A 15356-nucleotide genomic window follows, 5' to 3' on the forward strand; every position below is an offset into this window, starting at 1 on the left:
CGGCGGATTGCCGGTCTGCGACGCGGCTCAACCCGGCTCGCGCCACGGGCGCTCGCGTGGCCCGTGCTCGGGCGGGAAGTCCGCGCACAGCACGTGCGTCGCGCCGCCGTAGTCGAGCGCGATGGCATGCGGGATGGAGAGCACCGGCTGGAATGCGCTGGCGAGCGCGCAACCATGCCACTGCGCGCCCCAGCTGTCGGTATGCGGCTGCAGTTGGGCGAGCAGGCTGGCGGTGGCAGTCGCCTTCGCGTTCGACGGATCGTTCGGCATGGCTCGGGACGCACGGCGGCGTGGGCGGTGCGTGGGCGCCTCTACCGCGCGGGCCGAGCAACTGCCGTCCAAAGCAGGCGCTCGCCCGACGGCGGTCACCGCCAGGGCCTGTCGTCAAGTCTGGGACCATGGGTAGAAACTGCGCGCACTCGCCGTGCCTGGCGCGGCGAGGCATGCCATGCAAGGCGGGAGGAGGTGATGCCGCGAGAGGGCGCCCGCGTCGGGTGCGAGCGCCTTGCATGCCGCCTGCTGGCGGGCATGGTTTGCCGCTCAGTGCGCCGTGTTGGGCACGTCGAGAATCAGGATGATGGTCCAGTCCGCGTCGCCTTCGTGATGGTATTGACGCTCCGCCACGATGAACGGCTGCTGCTTGCCCGCCGGGCCGAGAAACAGCACGTCGCCTTCCATCGGCAGGCATTCGATGGGGGGCAGCGCGAGATACGCGTCCTGGTTGCCGCCGCGCGGCATCAGTTTTTCGATCTTGCGTGAGGCCGCTTCGGTCCATTCGATGTCGAGCTGGATGTTGCTCATTGCGTTTCTCCGCGCGTGGCGCGCACAAAAGGTTGGGTCTATGCCGACCGCGTCTGGTCGACCGCGTCTGCCGACCGGGGCATTCTCGAGGTGCGCGACTTTAGCATACCGCGCCGACGCGTCGGCGCGGCGGCGGTGCACGCGGGACCGCAAGCGCAGCGGAGTGGCGCGGCGAAAAAAAGCCGATGGCGGCTAGACCGGCATCGGCTGCATTGCAGGGAAGGCGCTGCCCGCGTACGCGGGGCAGCGCGCGGCCAGGCTTCGCCCGTTCTTACTGGGCGGGGGCCTTCTTGTGATGCGGATGCCCCGACTTGTGATGCGGCATGGGCGCCGGCGCGGGCGCGGCTTCCTGTTGCTGTTGCAGGGCCTGCGCGCGTTGCAGGACGTCGTCCGCCTTGGCCGGATCTGTGCTCATCGTGATGCCGTTATCCGACTGCGCATGCGCAGCGCCCGCCAGTGCGGAAAGTGAAATCAGGACTGCGAGGGACACTTTTTTCATCTCTACCTCCGAAGGAGCGGTTTATGGACCCAGCCGTTACCTGTCCAAGCAGGATGGACATGCCATTCTAACGATCAAATACTCGCGCCAGATGACATCACGTAAGCCGTTCGCACGGGTGTTACATCTCGTTACATCTGTTGTCGCCTAACCGTCATACTAGAACCAGCCGATCATCCGATAGACATAAAACTGCGCGACTCCAATCGATTCGTGGAGCGCCGTTTCGGCAGACTTGAGATTCGCGATGCGCGGGAGCAGGCCGCGCTCGACGTGGCGCACGCTGGAAACCGCGGGCAGCGGGTGCATGTCGAAGCGCCGGAAATCGAGCATCGCGCGGCGCATCTGGTACGAGGACGTCACGAGCAGGAGCGTTTCATCGTTCCCGGCCCGGACGATCGGCGCAACGTTGCGCGCGTTCTGATACGTCGTAAGGCTCTGGTTTTCGAGCACGAGATCGGCGCCTGGCACACCGGCGCGCAGCAGGTAGGGCGCGTAGTTGTCGGCCTCGGCGCTCGCATGGTGCTCCGGGTTGCCGCCGCTCACGATCACGCGGCACGTGCCGCCCGCGCGCGCGCACTGCGCGTACAGTTCGGCGGCAAGGGCGATGCGTGCGTAGACGTCGCGCGCGGGGACCAGCTGGCCGCCACGGGATTCGGTGCCGCCGCCCAGCATGATGATGGCAGTGCGCGCACCGAAGTGCGCCGGGCCGATTTTCGCCTGATCGTAGGGAGTGCGATACAACTCCGGCTGGGCGATATCGAGCAGCACCCCCGTGAGCCAGCCGGTCGCGAGCAGCCAGAAGACCCCGGCCGCGCAGACCGCGACACGCCAGCGCGCGCTGCGCCACAGCAGGCCGAGCGCAACAAATAGCACAAACAAAACGAATAGAATCAATTTGGATGAGGTAACGTATTGTTTTCGGGAAAATGCGCGTCCAACCGACCTTTGCGCCGCGAGCGTGGCGCGGCGTTGGCCGTGCGGGAAGCGGTGAAGTCGCTTTCACGGGGGCCCGGATAACCTGCAGTCCCTGCCGCTGCACATCGCACGGATAGGGCGCGTGGGCCCGCCAGGGCACAGACTGCGCCGTTCTCAGGTCCGCATTGCGCCGCAGCCGGCTCGCGTGAGGCTCAATGATCGCAGGACTGCATTTTAAGAAAGAAGTGAGATGACCACGTATTCCAACGAAGCAGTACTCGAAGCGCTGAGGCGGGTGCAGTATCGGCAGGTCCCGTGGGCGCGTCGCCCTGAAGTGTTCCAGTATTTGCGCGATCTCGGCATGATGGACATCGTCCGGCAACGCACGGTTGCGCCGGCGCCGGGTTTTCATGCGCCGGTCGATATCGCGGTGCTGACCGATCGCGGCCGCGCCGAATTCGCCCGGCTCGCTCGCGACGAGCGCACGGTGCAGTGGAGCGCACATCGCGTGGCCGACTACGTCGCGGAGCGCGTGCCCCAATCCGGCCTCGAAGCCAGCCAGTAGCACCCTGTTCTCTTCGTCCCGCCAAAAAAAAGCCCGCATCGAAAGATACGGGCTTACCGGAATTACTGCTGCCACGCTGTGCTTGATGGCGTAAGAGTAGACCGCACATGAGACGCGCTGGTTCCCCGGGGCAGGGTATATGCTGAGCCGCGACGTACCGGACGCTCTTGCCGTCCTCCGTCATCGCGGCTCTTTCATCGGTTCCTGCAGTCCCCTCGATGGTGTTTCGCTGGCCGGCTTAGCGGCGCTGCGTTGGTTCCTGCCTCTGCGGCGCGCTGCGGCGGGCATTGTCCGCAATGTCGCCGCGCAGGTCGCCGCGCGGCACGGGCGGTTTGCCCGCGTTCGGGCCAGGCGCTACGGGCGGCATGGCGTGCGCGCCGGTGCGCGAGATCGACCATTTCGGTACGGAGGCATGCGGCGGCTGGGCCGCGGCGCTGAACGACACGAACGACGCCGTCGGCGCGAAAAGGGCGAGGGCGGACAGCGAAACCATGATGCCCCGGATGTGCAGGTTCATGGATTTCATGGTGGTTCCCCGTCAATCCAGTTTCTTGACGTTAGTGGACATGCTCCTAAGCTAACGTCGGGCGCGAAAGCGCGCTGTAAATATTGGTAAAGAGATGTATCGCGCGGTGCCGGTCGCCTGGTTGCGGACGCAGCGACGTCGATGCAGCATGCATCGGCCGGAGAGGGGCGGCGCTGTCAGTAGATGACCGGAAAGCGGTCTGCAGCGGCCACGCAGTGCGGAAGGGTTGGGAGAAAAACACGCCGGGCGCACAAAGCGCCCGGCGGAAAAGCAGTTCAAGCGTGGCTCAGGCCATCTTGACCGGCGCGCGCCACGATTCCGGATTGGTCCAGAACGCGCCGCGCAGGCGATCACGGCTGGGCGGCGCGGGCGGCTTGGTCGCCGTGGCGCCGATACGGCCGCGCAGCGAAATTTCGCGCCCGTTCGTGCTCAGTCGCTTGACGATCTCCGCAAGCGTGCCGTCTGCCTGCCACTCGTCGAAACGACGGCGGCAAGTCGGCGGCGAGGGGTAGCGGCCCGGCAGCTTGGACCAGCCTTCACCCGTCGAAAGCACCCAGAGCACCGCGTTGACCACAGCACGCGCTTCGACGCGAGGCCGTCCGCGCCGTTCGCTCCGTGCCGGTTCAGCACAGAACAACGCCTCGACCAGCGCCCATTCGTTGTCTCTCAAATCGTCGAACAGCATCATGTTTCACCTCAGCGAAGCTATCTCCGGTGCGCTGCCCCGCGCTGCGCACTCTTCATGTACTCCCGGCCGGATGCCGGAGTACCAGGCGGGCCCGGCTGGATCGTCCCGGACTACATGCTTCCGGTACGTCCATCGAACCTGTGCGTGCCTTAATGCGAAAACCGTGCCAGCACGTACGTTCTCGTCTTGAAGCCGCGTGGCGCCAAGCCCGCGCGGGAGATTGCCAGGGGCGTATAAGACTCGAAAACACTTATCGAGAAAATCGGGAGAATCACCAATCTTGTGCAGGCAAGCCCGTCGGACGTGCGCTTGCGCCGTATTGCTGCATTGCGGCGAACAATGGGCAGCGAGGTTCCTCTGCCCGCAACGATGGGTGTCCGGCATAAAATTGCATGAAAACGGACAATTCATGAGGCAAGCGGATGAATGTGACGCTGCGGCAGTTGCGGGTGTTCATCGAGGTCGCCCGGCTGCAGAGCTTTAGCCGGGCCGGGGACGAAATCGGGCTCACGCAGTCGGCGGTGAGCCGCTGTGTGCGCGAGCTCGAAGCCGAAATCGGCGTGAAGCTCGTCGACCGAACCACACGCGAGGTGCAGCTCACCGATGTCGGCGCGAACCTGATCGCGAGCATTCCGCGCCTGCTGGGCGATCTCGACGACGCCTTGCGCGAAATTCGCGAGATCGGCGAGCAGCGGCGCGGCCGCGTCGTCGTGGCGGCCAGTCCGACGGTCGCGTGCCGCTTGATGCCCCAGGTCGTCGCCGCATGCGGGCGGCAGTTTCCCTACATCACGCTTGGACTGCGCGACGACGTGCAGAGCGACGTCGTGCGCAAGATCCGCTCGGGCGAGGTGGACTTCGGCGTCATCATCGGACCCTTTGCCACCGAGGATCTCGAAACGCAATGCCTGACCACGGATTCGTTCTGCGTGGTCGTGCGCGGCGATCACGCGCTCGCGTTGAGCCACGAAGTCTCATGGAAGGAGCTGGACGGCGAGCGTCTGGTGATGCTCGATTACGCATCGGGAAGCCGTCCGCTCATCGACGCCGTGATGAGCGAGCAGGGCGTACGCGCGCGCGTGGTACAGGAACTGGGTCATCCGGCCACGGTCTTCGGACTCGTCGAGGCGGGCGTGGGCATCAGCGTGCTGCCCTGGCTCGCGCTACCCGTACCGGCGGGTGCGCCTTTGCTTGCGCGGCCTCTCGTGCCGCGCGCGGAGCGCACCGTCGAGCTCGTGCGGCGGCGCGACCGCTCGCTTTCGCCGGCCGCCGAAGCGGTCTGGTCGCTGATCCGTCAACTTGCCGGTCAGCCCGAAGCGCAGCACTGAAGCCGCCGCGCCAACGCTTGCAGGCGCGGACCTCGTCGCGCGGGGCCGCGCGCTACACTCGATGCTTTCCCACATGCTGTGCCACCCGGAACCCCGATGAGCGATTTCGAACCGTCGTCCTCCCTTTCCCTGCCGCGAGAAGCGGTGCGTGCGTTGCGCTCGTCGCAGATCCGCGAAGTGGCGAATGCCGGGTTCGGCGTTGCCGACGTGCTGCCGTTCTGGTTCGGCGAGTCCGACCGCGTGACGCCGCCGTTCATCCGCGAGGCGGCGGCCGAGGCGCTAGGGCGCGGCGACACGTTCTATACCCACAACCTCGGCATCGCGCCGCTGCGTGAAGCGCTCGCGCGCTACGTGAGCGAACTGCACGGCGCGACGTCGGTGGACAACGTGGCGGTCACGAGCGCCGGCGTCAACGCGCTGATGCTGGCGGCACAGCTCGTCGTCGGCGCGGGCGACCGGGTGGTGGCGGTGACCCCGCTGTGGCCGAACCTCGTCGAAATCCCGAAGATTCTCGGCGCCACGGTCGAGACGGTCTCGCTCGGCTACGGCGAGCGCGGCTGGACGCTCGATCTCGACCGGCTGCTGGCGGCGCTCACGCCCGAGACGCGCCTGCTGATGATCAACTCGCCGAACAATCCGACCGGCTGGGTGATGACGCGCGACCAGCAGCGCGCGGTGCTCGAGCATTGCCGGCGCCTCGGCATCTGGATCGTCGCCGACGAGGTCTACGAGCGCCTCTACTACGGCGACGCGGGTGAGCGCACCGCGCCCTCGTTCCTCGATCTTGCGTCGCGCGAAGAGCGCCTGATCTGCGTCAATTCGTTCTCGAAGGCCTGGCTCATGACCGGCTGGCGGCTTGGCTGGATGGTCGTGCCCCGTAGCCTGACCGACGATCTGGGCAAGCTGGTCGAGTACAACACCTCGTGCGCGCCTTCGTTCGTACAGCAGGCCGGCATTGCGGCAGTCGAGCACGGCGAGCCGTTCACGCACGCGCTGGTGGCCGATCTGCGGGCCTCGCGCGACTACCTCGCCGCGGCGCTGGCAAAACTGCCCGGCGTCGATGTGAGAGTGCCGCACGGCGCGATGTACCTCTTTTTCCGGCTGGCGGGGGCGCAGAACAGCCTCGAGCTGTGCAAGGCGCTGGTGCGCGACGCGGGCCTCGGCCTCGCGCCGGGCAGCGCGTTCGGACCGCAAGGGGAAGGCTTCGTGCGCTGGTGCTATGCCTGCGATCCGGCGCGGCTCGACGCGGGCGTCGCGCGACTCGCGCGCTACCTGGAGACAGTGGGAGCGCACTGAGGCGGCTCGCGCTGCGCCGTGCACCGGCGTGGCGCGAGCGGGCATAAAGCGGTGGCGGGGTCCGGATTAAAATGAGGCCGCTCATGCGGAATGGCGTCTTTACGCACCCAGCGTTTTTGCGTAATATGGCGCTCAGTCAAGCGATTCCCTGCGGGAACTTCGCGGCTCCCTCCGGCTGGGCCTGGCTCTTTGCCTGAATTTCGGCCCCCCGGTGCGTGCTCCCATCAATATGACCGATCAGAATCGGGCGAGCGCGTCTCCAAGTTCCATATCGTCTTTCGTCTGTCTGATCCGGTTCCTTGAACCTGATTTACCTTACTTAGGGTCTGACCTGGCTGCATGAATACCCAAGAGGCGAAAATCGTCCTCGAGACTGCATTGATCTGCACGCAGGAGCCGTTGAAGATCGGCGAACTGCGCAAACTGTTTGCCGACGACATTTCGGCCGACACGGTCCGCAACCTGCTCGAAGACCTGCGGCATGAATGGTCCGGGCGCGGCGTCGAGCTGGTGGGGCTCGCGTCGGGCTGGCGCTTTCAGAGCAAGCCGGCCATGCGGACGTACCTTGACCGGTTGCACCCCGAAAAGCCGCCGCGCTACTCGCGCGCGGTCCTTGAAACGCTCGCGATCATCGCGTACCGGCAGCCGGTCACGCGCGGCGACATCGAGGAAATTCGCGGCGTCACGGTCAACACGCAGGTCGTCAAACAGCTCGAGGACCGTAACTGGATCGAAGTCATCGGTCATCGTGACGTGCCGGGCCGCCCGGCGCTCTATGCAACGACACGGGAGTTTCTCGACGATCTCGGCCTGAAGTCGCTCGACGAATTGCCGCCGCTCGACGATCCGTCGAGCCAGTTCGGCGAGCAACTGCTTGCCCAGCATGCGATCGAGTTTCCCGACAGCGCCGCGGCGCAGTTCGTCGCGGAAGGCCAGCCCGAGGCTGCCGCCGATGTCGCGGGCGCGGAAGATGCGCTGGCACCGGTAGCGCAGGGTGAAACGTCTGGCGTCGAAACATCGGGCGATGAGTCGGGCTTCGAAACGCCCGCACAGCCCGAAAGCGCAGCGCACGAGACGCTCGCAGCGGAAGAAGCGAAACAAACGCACGAGGCGGCAGGCGCAAACGTTGCATACGCAGCCGATGCCTCGGGCGAAGCGGTACATGAAGAAGCCAGCCTCGCGCAGCACGGGTCAGCCCCCGACGCTCACGCGCAGGATGCCGCGCACGCAGCAGATGCGGCGGGCGAAGAAGAACACGAAGACCGCCGCGACGCGGCGCAGGACGACCCCGTCTCGACGACGGACGACGAAGCCGCACGACGCGGCATCTGAAGCAACAAGCATTTTTGACGCGCCCCGCAAGCGGGCGCGCAACCTGACATTTTGAGGTTGTTTTGACTGATATCCACGACACCGATTCGACCGACGCGTCCGAATCCGCGCGCCGCGCGTCCTCCGCGCGCGACGACGACACGCGTGCTTCGCAGGTCGAAGGCGAAGCACAGGGCGGCGAGGGCGAAGAGCGTCCGCGCCGCGGTCTGCGCCGCGGGCCGCGCAGCCTGATCGCGCGCCGCCGCGCGGGCGCGAAGGCAAAGCCGACCGAAGGCGCGGAAGGCGCCGACGTGTCGGCAGCGCCCGCTGACGCGCCGGAAGCGGCGCCTGAGCGGGCTCCCGCCGGCCGTGCACCGCGCAAGGACGCAGGCGCGAAGAAGCCGGGCCGCCGGCAGAACGCGGGCGCCGCCGCTCAGGGTGAGCGTCAGGGCGAACGCCAGCAGGGCGAGCGCCAGCAGGGTGCGGGCAAGCGCCAGAAGGGCCAGGGCCGAGGCGAAGGCCAGCCGGCAGCCGCCGCGGGCGAGTCCACCCAGGACGACCTGTTCCTCTATGTGACGTCGCCGGCATTCGACGCCGACAACGGCGCCGGATCGGGCGTGCGCGCACCGATGCTGCGCCGCGGCCGCGCCCAGCAGCCCAAGCGCGTGCTCAGCCCGGACGACGACGCACCGAAGCTGCACAAGGTGCTGGCGGATGCGGGCATGGGCTCGCGCCGCGACATGGAAGAGCTGATCATCGCCGGGCGCGTCTCGGTGAACGGCGAGCCCGCGCACATCGGCCAGCGCATTCTGCCGACCGACCAGGTCCGCATCAATGGCAAGCCCATCAAGCGCAAGCTGCAGAACAAGCCGCCGCGCGTGCTGATTTACCACAAGCCGACCGGCGAAATCGTGAGCCATGCCGATCCGGAAGGCCGTCCCTCGGTGTTCGACCGCCTGCCGCCGATGAAAACGGCAAAGTGGCTGGCCGTCGGCCGTCTGGACTTCAACACCGAAGGTCTGCTGATGCTGACCACCTCGGGCGATCTGGCCAACCGTTTCATGCACCCGCGCTACAGCGTGGAGCGTGAATACGCCGTGCGCGTGGTGGGCGAGCTGACCGAGGGGAACCGCCAGAAGCTGCTCAAGGGCGTCGAGCTTGAGGACGGCCCTGCGAGCTTCCTGCGCATCCGCGACGGCGGCGGCGAAGGCACGAATCACTGGTATCACGTTGCGCTGGCCGAAGGCCGCAACCGCGAAGTGCGCCGGATGTTCGAGGCGGCGGGCCTGATGGTGAGCCGCCTGATCCGCACGCGCCACGGCCCGATCGCGCTGCCCAAGGGACTCAAGCGCGGCCGCTGGGAAGAGCTCGAAGACAACCAGGTGCGCGCGCTGATGGCCGCGGTCGGCCTGAAGGCGCCGAGCGAAGAGAAGGGCGGTCGCGGCGGCAAGGAACAGGAGCGTCGCCAGCCCGATCCGATGCAGACGTCGATGGGCTTCATCAACCGCGAGCCGGTGCTGAGCTCACACGGTGCGATGGCGCAGCCGCGTCAGGGCCAGGGACGGCGCGGCGCAGCGGGTGGCTTCGGCGGCGGCGCGGGTGCCGGTCACGGCAATTTCGGCGCGGGCTCCGGTTTCGGCGGCCGTGGCGGCAACCGTGCAGGCGGCCGCGAGGTCGACGGCAACCGTGCGCCGGGCGCGCAGGGCAAGCGTGCGGGCGGCAATGCCAACGGCAATCGCCGTAGCGGTCCCGGCAACGGCGGCGGCAATGCCAACCCCAATGGCAATCGCGCGGGCGGCAACAGCCGTGGCGGCCAGCGCGGCACGCCGCGCAACCGCACTCGCGGCCACTGACGCGCGAAGCGCGCCACGCCCGTCTGCGACATGCGGCGGGCGTCGCGGCCATGCAACGGCGGCAATGCGCGCGGTTCGCGCGTAAAACACCGGAAAATCCCCTTGCGAGCCCATAAATAACGGCAAAAGGCGCATTGGGCTTGACCGGTGATTTGCGTTAATGTGCAAAAAAGGCTAGAATCACAAAGTCGCTGGGCGTGCGGCTGTCATCTGGGTAGTAATTCGCGCCCCAGGTGCGACCACCTGGCTAAGTGAGAAGATGGGCGTTTCGCCCATTTTTTTTTGGTTCGCCTCAAATTGGATACCAACAGATGCCGACGTTTCACGTTCGGCATTGTCAATTTGGGGGCCGTCTAACCATCCAGGTCGTTCGTCATCGGGGGCAGTAGGTGAGAAGCGCGCGCGCTCACCTGGCGCGCGGCCCGCGAATCCCTAGCGAAGCAAGAATTAGAGCGAAGGAAGTTGCTGGCCCGCTGCGCAGAACATCTGGAGTGGGCATTGTGCAACTGACGGAACTGATTGAAACCACGGTCACCGGGCTCGGTTACGAGCTGGTCGACCTCGAGCGCACCGGGCGCGGCATGCTGACCATCTTCATCGATCAGCCCGCGGGGATCGCGATCGAGGACTGCGAGAAGGTCACGCGTCAGCTGCAGCACGTTCTGACGGTCGAGAACATCGACTACGAGCGACTCGAGGTTTCGTCGCCGGGTCTCGACCGTCCGCTGAAGAAACTGGCGGACTTCGAACGCTTCGCAGGCTGCGAAGCGGTAATCACGTTGAAAAAGCCATTGGACGGACGGAAATCGTACCGGGGTATCGTGCATGCTCCCGAAGGCGAATCCATCGGTCTGGAATTCGAAGGGAAGGCGGGTCCTGCGATGCTCGATTTCACGCTCGCGGACATCGACAAAGCACGCCTTGTCCCCAAAGTTGACTTTAGGAGCCGCAAACAATGAGTCGCGAAGTGTTGATGCTGGTGGATGCGCTGGCACGCGAGAAGAATGTCGACAAGGACGTGGTGTTCGCCGCCCTTGAAGCGGCGCTTGCGTCGGCCTCCAAGAAACTCTTCGACGAGGATGCGGATATCCGCGTGCATATCGATCGCGAAAGCGGCGAACACGAAACGTTCCGCCGCTGGCGCGTCGTGCCGGACGAGGCGGGACTGCAGGAGCCGGACCAGGAAATCCTGCTGTTCGAAGCCCGCGAGCAAGACCCGGAAGCACAGATCGACGGTTTCGTCGAGCAGCCGGTACCTTCGGTCGAGTTCGGCCGTATCGGCGCGCAGGCCGCCAAGCAGGTCATCCTGCAGAAGGTGCGCGACGCCGAGCGCGAGCAGATCCTGAACGACTTCCTCGAGCGCGGCGAAAGCATCATGACCGGTACGGTCAAGCGCATGGACAAGGGCAACTTCATCGTCGAATCCGGCCGTGTGGAAGCGCTGCTGCGCCGCGACCAGCTGATTCCGAAGGAAAACCTGCGCGTGGGCGACCGCGTGCGCGCCTGGATCGGCAAGGTCGACCGCACCGCGCGCGGCCCGCAGATCGAACTCTCGCGCACGGCGCCCGAGTTCCTGATGAAGCTGTTCGAAATGGAAGTGCCCGAAATCGAACAGGGTCTCCTCGAGATCAAGGCGGCGGCGCGCGATCCGGGCGTGCGCGCCAAGATCGGCGTGGTGGCTTACGACAAGCGCATCGATCCGATCGGTACCTGCGTCGGCATCCGCGGTTCGCGCGTGCAGGCCGTGCGCAACGAGCTCGGTGGCGAAAACGTCGACATCGTGCTATGGTCGGAAGATCCCGCCCAGTTCGTGATCGGCGCGCTCGCGCCGGCTGCCGTGCAGTCGATCGTCGTCGACGAGGAAAAGCACTCGATGGACGTCGTGGTCGACGAGAGCGAACTCGCAGTCGCGATCGGCCGTAGTGGCCAGAACGTGCGTCTCGCCAGCGAACTGACCGGCTGGCAAATCAATATCATGACGCCGGATGAATCTGCGCAAAAGCAGAATCAGGAGCGCACGGTGCTGCGCGACCTGTTCATGGCGCGTCTCGACGTGGATGAGGAAGTCGCCGACATCCTGATCGACGAAGGCTTCACGAGCCTCGAAGAGATCGCCTACGTGCCGCTCAACGAAATGCTGGAAATCGAGGCGTTCGACGAGGACACTGTGCACGAGCTGCGCAACCGTGCACGCGACGCGCTGCTCACGCAGGCCATCGCGAACGAGGAGAAGGTGGAAAGCGCCGCCCTGGACCTGAAGAGCCTGGACGGTATCGACCCGGACCTGCTCGCGAAACTGGCGCAGCATGAAGTTCACACCCGCGACGAGCTCGCCGAGCTGGCCGTGGACGAGCTGGTCGAAATGACGGGAATGGAAGAGGACGCCGCCAAGGCGTTGATCATGAAGGCACGTGAGCACTGGTTCCAGTAACCCGCCAACGGGAAACTGCATCAGGGCGCGACGAGCAGGAAGCGACCATGACCCACTGAACTGAACGCGGCGGAGCCTTGCAGAACGCGAGGCACCGAAGGCCGCATGACCCGATGTCAACCGCAAGGAATCGGTCCTTGCATTAAGAGGAATGAATGGCGAGTAACAACGTAGCCCAATTTGCCGCGGAACTGAAAATGCCTGCCGGCGTGCTGCTCGAGCAGCTGCAGGCGGCGGGCGTCACGAAAGCGAGCGAGAGCGATGCTTTGTCGGAGACCGACAAGGCGCGTCTGCTCGATCACTTGCGCAAGTCTCACGGCTCGACTGATGCAGACAAACGCAAGATCACGCTGACGAAACGGCATACGTCGGAGATCAAGCAGTCCGATTCGACGGGTAAGGCACGCACCATTCAGGTCGAGGTGCGCAAGAAGCGCACGTTCGTCCGCCGCGACGAGTCCGCCGGTGAGGCGGATGCATCGAATCATGCAGCCGACGCAGCCGCTGCCGCCGAAGAGGCGGAGCTGCAGCGCCGCGAGGAAGAAGCGCGCCGCGAGGCAGAACTGCTCGAGCGTCAGGCCCAGGAGCTCAAGGAGCGCCAGGAACTGCTCGCGCGTGAAGAGTCGGAGCGCCGTGCGCGCGAAGAGGCCGCCGAGGCCGAGCGCCGCCGTGCCGAAGATGAAGCTGCCAAAAAGAAGGCAGCGGCCGATGCCGCCGCTCGCGAGCTGGCCGCTCAGGCCGTGGCTGCGCAGCGCAATGCCGAAGCGGAAGCGAAAGAAGTGAAGCAAGCGCAGGACCAGCAGGAAGAACAGCGCGCCGCAGCCGAGCGCGCCGCGCAGCGCGAAGCGGCCCAGAAGGCCGAAGCCGCCGCACGCGAAGCCGCCGACAAGGCGCAGAAGGAACAGGACGAGATCGCCCGCCGCCGCGCGGCTGCCGAAGCCGAAGCGCGCGCGATCCGCGAAATGATGAATACGCCGCGCAAGGCGCAGGTGAAGGCGCCCGAGCCGCCCAAGCCGGTCGAGCCGGCCAAGCCCGCCGAAGCCAAGGGCACGTTGCACAAGCCGGCCCGTCCGGAAGGCGCGCCGGCGCGTCCGGCCGCCGGTGCAGGCGCCGCGGCGAAGAAGCCGCCCACGACGGCCGCGCCTTCGACGAGTGCGCCGGGTGCCGGTGCGGGCGACCGCAACAAGAAGCCGGGCGCAGGCAAGGGCGGCTGGCAGGACGACGCGGCCAAGCGCCGTGGCATCAAGACGCGCGGCGACTCGTCGGGCGGCGTGGACCGCGGCTGGCGCGGCGGCCCGAAGGGCCGTGGCCGTCACCAGGACGCTTCGACGTTCCAGGCGCCAACCGAGCCGATCGTGCGTGAAGTGCACGTGCCGGAAACCATCACGGTCGCCGACCTCGCGCACAAGATGTCCGTGAAGGCATCGGAAGTCATCAAGGCGATGATGAAGATGGGCCAGATGGTCACCATCAACCAGATGCTCGACCAGGAAACGGCGATGATCATCGTCGAGGAACTCGGCCACCGTGCGGTTGCCGCGAAGCTCGACGATCCGGAAGCGCTGCTGGTCGAAGGACAGGCGACGTCCACGGACGCCGAGCAGCTGCCGCGTCCGCCGGTCGTCACGGTCATGGGTCACGTCGACCACGGCAAGACCTCGCTGCTCGACTACATCCGCCGCGCCAAGGTTGCCGCGGGCGAAGCGGGCGGCATTACGCAGCACATCGGCGCTTACCACGTCGAAACGCCGCGTGGCGTCATCACGTTCCTCGACACGCCGGGTCACGAGGCCTTCACGGCCATGCGTGCTCGCGGTGCGAAGGCAACCGACATCGTCATTCTGGTGGTCGCAGCCGACGACGGCGTGATGCCGCAAACGAAGGAAGCGATCTCGCACGCCAAGGCTGCGGGTGTGCCGCTCGTCGTGGCGATCAACAAGATCGACAAGCCCGATGCGAACCCCGAGCGCGTGAAGCAGGAACTCGTGGCCGAAGGCGTCGTGCCGGAAGAGTACGGCGGCGACTCGCCGTTCGTGCCGGTGTCGGCGAAGACCGGCGCGGGCATCGACGACCTGCTCGAAAACGTGCTGCTGCAAGCCGAAGTGCTGGAACTGAAGGCACCGGTCGAAGCAGCGGCCAAGGGTCTCGTCATCGAAGCGAAGCTCGACAAGGGTAAGGGTCCGGTTGCAACGATCCTCGTCCAGTCCGGTACGCTCAATCGTGGCGATGTGGTGCTGGCTGGCAGCGCTTATGGCCGCGTGCGCGCCATGCTCGACGAAACCGGCAAGCCCACGAAGGAAGCGGGCCCGTCGATTCCGGTCGAGATCCAGGGTCTGTCGGAAGTGCCGGGCGCGGGCGAAGAAGTCATCGTTCTGCCGGACGAGCGCAAGGCGCGCGAAATCGCGATGTTCCGTCAAGGCAAGTTCCGCGACGTCAAGCTCGCGAAGCAGCAGGCCGCGAAGCTCGAAAACATGCTCGAGCAAATGGGCGAAGGCGAAGTGCAGAACCTGCCGCTCATCGTCAAGGCCGACGTGCAGGGCTCGCAGGAAGCGCTGGTTCACGCGCTCCTCAAGCTCTCGACGAGCGAAGTGCGTGTGCAGATCGTGCACGCTGCGGTGGGTGGCATCAGCGAAAGCGACGTCAACCTGGCAACGGCTTCTAAGGCGGTCATCATCGGCTTCAACACGCGTGCCGATGCACTGGCGCGCAAGCTGGCCGAGACCAACGGCGTGGACATCCGCTACTACAACATCATCTATGACGCAGTGGATGAGGTGAAGGCGGCAATGTCGGGCATGCTGGCGCCGGAGAAGCGCGAAGTCGTGACCGGTATGGTCGAAGTGCGTGCGGTCTTCAAGGTGCCGAAGGTCGGTGCAGTGGCAGGCTGTATGGTCACGGACGGTATCGTCAAACGTACGTCGTCGGTGCGCGTGCTGCGCAACAACGTGGTCATCCACACCGGCGAACTCGACTCGCTCAAGCGCTTCAAGGACGACGTCAAGGAAGTCAAGCAAGGCTTCGAGTGCGGTATGTCGATCAAGAACTTCAACGACATCGTCGAAGGCGACCAGTTCGAAGTGTTCGAGATCACCGAAGTCGCGCGTACGCTGTAATACAGCGGCGCCCGCGGGCAGGCCTTCGGG

The 15356-nt window shown here is 65.9% G+C and carries 13 protein-coding genes and 1 pseudogene; 8 read left to right on the forward strand and 6 right to left on the reverse strand.

The genetic code is table 11. The features are described from left to right. Window positions 1-27: 27 nt before the first annotated feature. The 4 genes from AB4Y44_RS28610 to AB4Y44_RS28625 form a co-directional block, all read right to left on the reverse strand. A complete protein-coding gene (locus AB4Y44_RS28610; RefSeq protein WP_342920662.1) occupies window positions 28-270 on the reverse strand; it encodes a hypothetical protein in 243 nt (80 codons plus the stop codon). A gap of 270 nt (window positions 271-540) precedes the next feature. Next, window positions 541-801 (reverse strand): hypothetical protein, encoded by a 261-nt coding sequence (locus AB4Y44_RS28615; RefSeq protein WP_028212153.1) that lies wholly within the window; start codon window positions 799-801, stop codon window positions 541-543. 271 nt (window positions 802-1072) lie between these two features. Beyond that, window positions 1073-1300 carry a hypothetical protein gene (locus AB4Y44_RS28620; RefSeq protein ID WP_342920661.1) on the reverse strand — a complete coding sequence of 76 codons (228 nt, stop codon included), beginning with the start codon at window positions 1298-1300 and terminating at the stop codon, window positions 1073-1075. Between the two features lie 159 nt (window positions 1301-1459). Beyond that, window positions 1460-2182 (reverse strand): YdcF family protein, encoded by a 723-nt coding sequence (locus tag AB4Y44_RS28625; RefSeq protein ID WP_342920660.1) that lies wholly within the window; start codon window positions 2180-2182, stop codon window positions 1460-1462. A 286-nt stretch (window positions 2183-2468) separates the two neighbouring features. On the opposite strand from AB4Y44_RS28625, the gene AB4Y44_RS28630 reads away from it, so the two are divergent. Next, on the forward strand, window positions 2469-2783 hold the full coding sequence (locus AB4Y44_RS28630) for a hypothetical protein (protein ID WP_069267881.1): 315 nt from the start codon (window positions 2469-2471) through the stop codon (window positions 2781-2783). A 238-nt stretch (window positions 2784-3021) separates the two neighbouring features. Here the strand turns inward: AB4Y44_RS28630 and AB4Y44_RS28635 are convergent, their stop codons facing one another. After that, window positions 3022-3300: a hypothetical protein gene (locus AB4Y44_RS28635; RefSeq protein WP_342920659.1), complete on the reverse strand. Its 279-nt coding sequence runs from the start codon at window positions 3298-3300 to the stop codon at window positions 3022-3024. Window positions 3301-3607: 307 nt separating this feature from the next. After that, window positions 3608-3994: pseudogene (locus AB4Y44_RS28640) on the reverse strand (transposase); the annotation flags it as partial. 425 nt (window positions 3995-4419) lie between these two features. On the opposite strand from AB4Y44_RS28640, the gene AB4Y44_RS28645 reads away from it, so the two are divergent. From AB4Y44_RS28645 to infB, 7 genes are all read left to right on the forward strand, one after another. Beyond that, complete coding sequence (locus tag AB4Y44_RS28645; RefSeq protein ID WP_368701493.1) at window positions 4420-5322, forward strand: LysR substrate-binding domain-containing protein; 903 nt, start codon at window positions 4420-4422, stop codon at window positions 5320-5322. A 96-nt stretch (window positions 5323-5418) separates the two neighbouring features. Next, window positions 5419-6618: a pyridoxal phosphate-dependent aminotransferase gene (locus AB4Y44_RS28650; RefSeq protein ID WP_368701494.1), complete on the forward strand. Its 1200-nt coding sequence runs from the start codon at window positions 5419-5421 to the stop codon at window positions 6616-6618. A gap of 339 nt (window positions 6619-6957) precedes the next feature. Then, a complete protein-coding gene (gene scpB / locus AB4Y44_RS28655; protein ID WP_368701495.1) occupies window positions 6958-7950 on the forward strand; it encodes an SMC-Scp complex subunit ScpB in 993 nt (330 codons plus the stop codon). A 62-nt stretch (window positions 7951-8012) separates the two neighbouring features. Beyond that, window positions 8013-9782, forward strand: a complete 1770-nt coding sequence (gene rluB / locus AB4Y44_RS28660) for a 23S rRNA pseudouridine(2605) synthase RluB (protein ID WP_368701496.1) — start codon at window positions 8013-8015, stop codon at window positions 9780-9782. A gap of 500 nt (window positions 9783-10282) precedes the next feature. Then, entirely contained in the window at window positions 10283-10741 is a 459-nt protein-coding gene (gene rimP, locus AB4Y44_RS28665) for a ribosome maturation factor RimP (RefSeq protein WP_028204813.1), read from the forward strand. Continuing rightward, the gene (nusA, locus tag AB4Y44_RS28670; protein ID WP_069267875.1) at window positions 10738-12213 is read left to right on the forward strand and encodes a transcription termination factor NusA; all 1476 of its coding nucleotides are present in this window, start codon (window positions 10738-10740) and stop codon (window positions 12211-12213) included. The genes rimP and nusA overlap by 4 nt, the downstream gene beginning before the upstream one ends. 155 nt (window positions 12214-12368) lie before the next feature. Next, on the forward strand, window positions 12369-15326 hold the full coding sequence (infB, locus tag AB4Y44_RS28675) for a translation initiation factor IF-2 (RefSeq protein ID WP_368701497.1): 2958 nt from the start codon (window positions 12369-12371) through the stop codon (window positions 15324-15326). Window positions 15327-15356 lie beyond the last annotated feature (30 nt).

Source organism: Paraburkholderia sp. BR10937, from assembly GCF_040965695.1.
Taxonomy (GTDB): Bacteria; Pseudomonadota; Gammaproteobacteria; order Burkholderiales; family Burkholderiaceae; genus Paraburkholderia.

Excerpts from the sequence above, each read along its gene's own strand:
- AB4Y44_RS28610 (WP_342920662.1), bottom strand. The coding sequence starts at position 270 with ATGCCGAACGATCCGTCGAACGCGAAGGCGACTGCCACCGCCAGCCTG.
- AB4Y44_RS28650 (WP_368701494.1), top strand. The coding sequence starts at position 5,419 with ATGAGCGATTTCGAACCGTCGTCCTCCCTTTCCCTGCCGCGAGAAGCG.
- nusA (WP_069267875.1), top strand. The coding sequence starts at position 10,738 with ATGAGTCGCGAAGTGTTGATGCTGGTGGATGCGCTGGCACGCGAGAAG.
- AB4Y44_RS28630 (WP_069267881.1), top strand. The coding sequence starts at position 2,469 with ATGACCACGTATTCCAACGAAGCAGTACTCGAAGCGCTGAGGCGGGTG.
- AB4Y44_RS28620 (WP_342920661.1), bottom strand. The coding sequence starts at position 1,300 with ATGAAAAAAGTGTCCCTCGCAGTCCTGATTTCACTTTCCGCACTGGCG.
- AB4Y44_RS28615 (WP_028212153.1), bottom strand. The coding sequence starts at position 801 with ATGAGCAACATCCAGCTCGACATCGAATGGACCGAAGCGGCCTCACGC.
- AB4Y44_RS28645 (WP_368701493.1), top strand. The coding sequence starts at position 4,420 with ATGAATGTGACGCTGCGGCAGTTGCGGGTGTTCATCGAGGTCGCCCGG.
- infB (WP_368701497.1), top strand. The coding sequence starts at position 12,369 with ATGGCGAGTAACAACGTAGCCCAATTTGCCGCGGAACTGAAAATGCCT.
- scpB (WP_368701495.1), top strand. The coding sequence starts at position 6,958 with ATGAATACCCAAGAGGCGAAAATCGTCCTCGAGACTGCATTGATCTGC.
- AB4Y44_RS28635 (WP_342920659.1), bottom strand. The coding sequence starts at position 3,300 with ATGAACCTGCACATCCGGGGCATCATGGTTTCGCTGTCCGCCCTCGCC.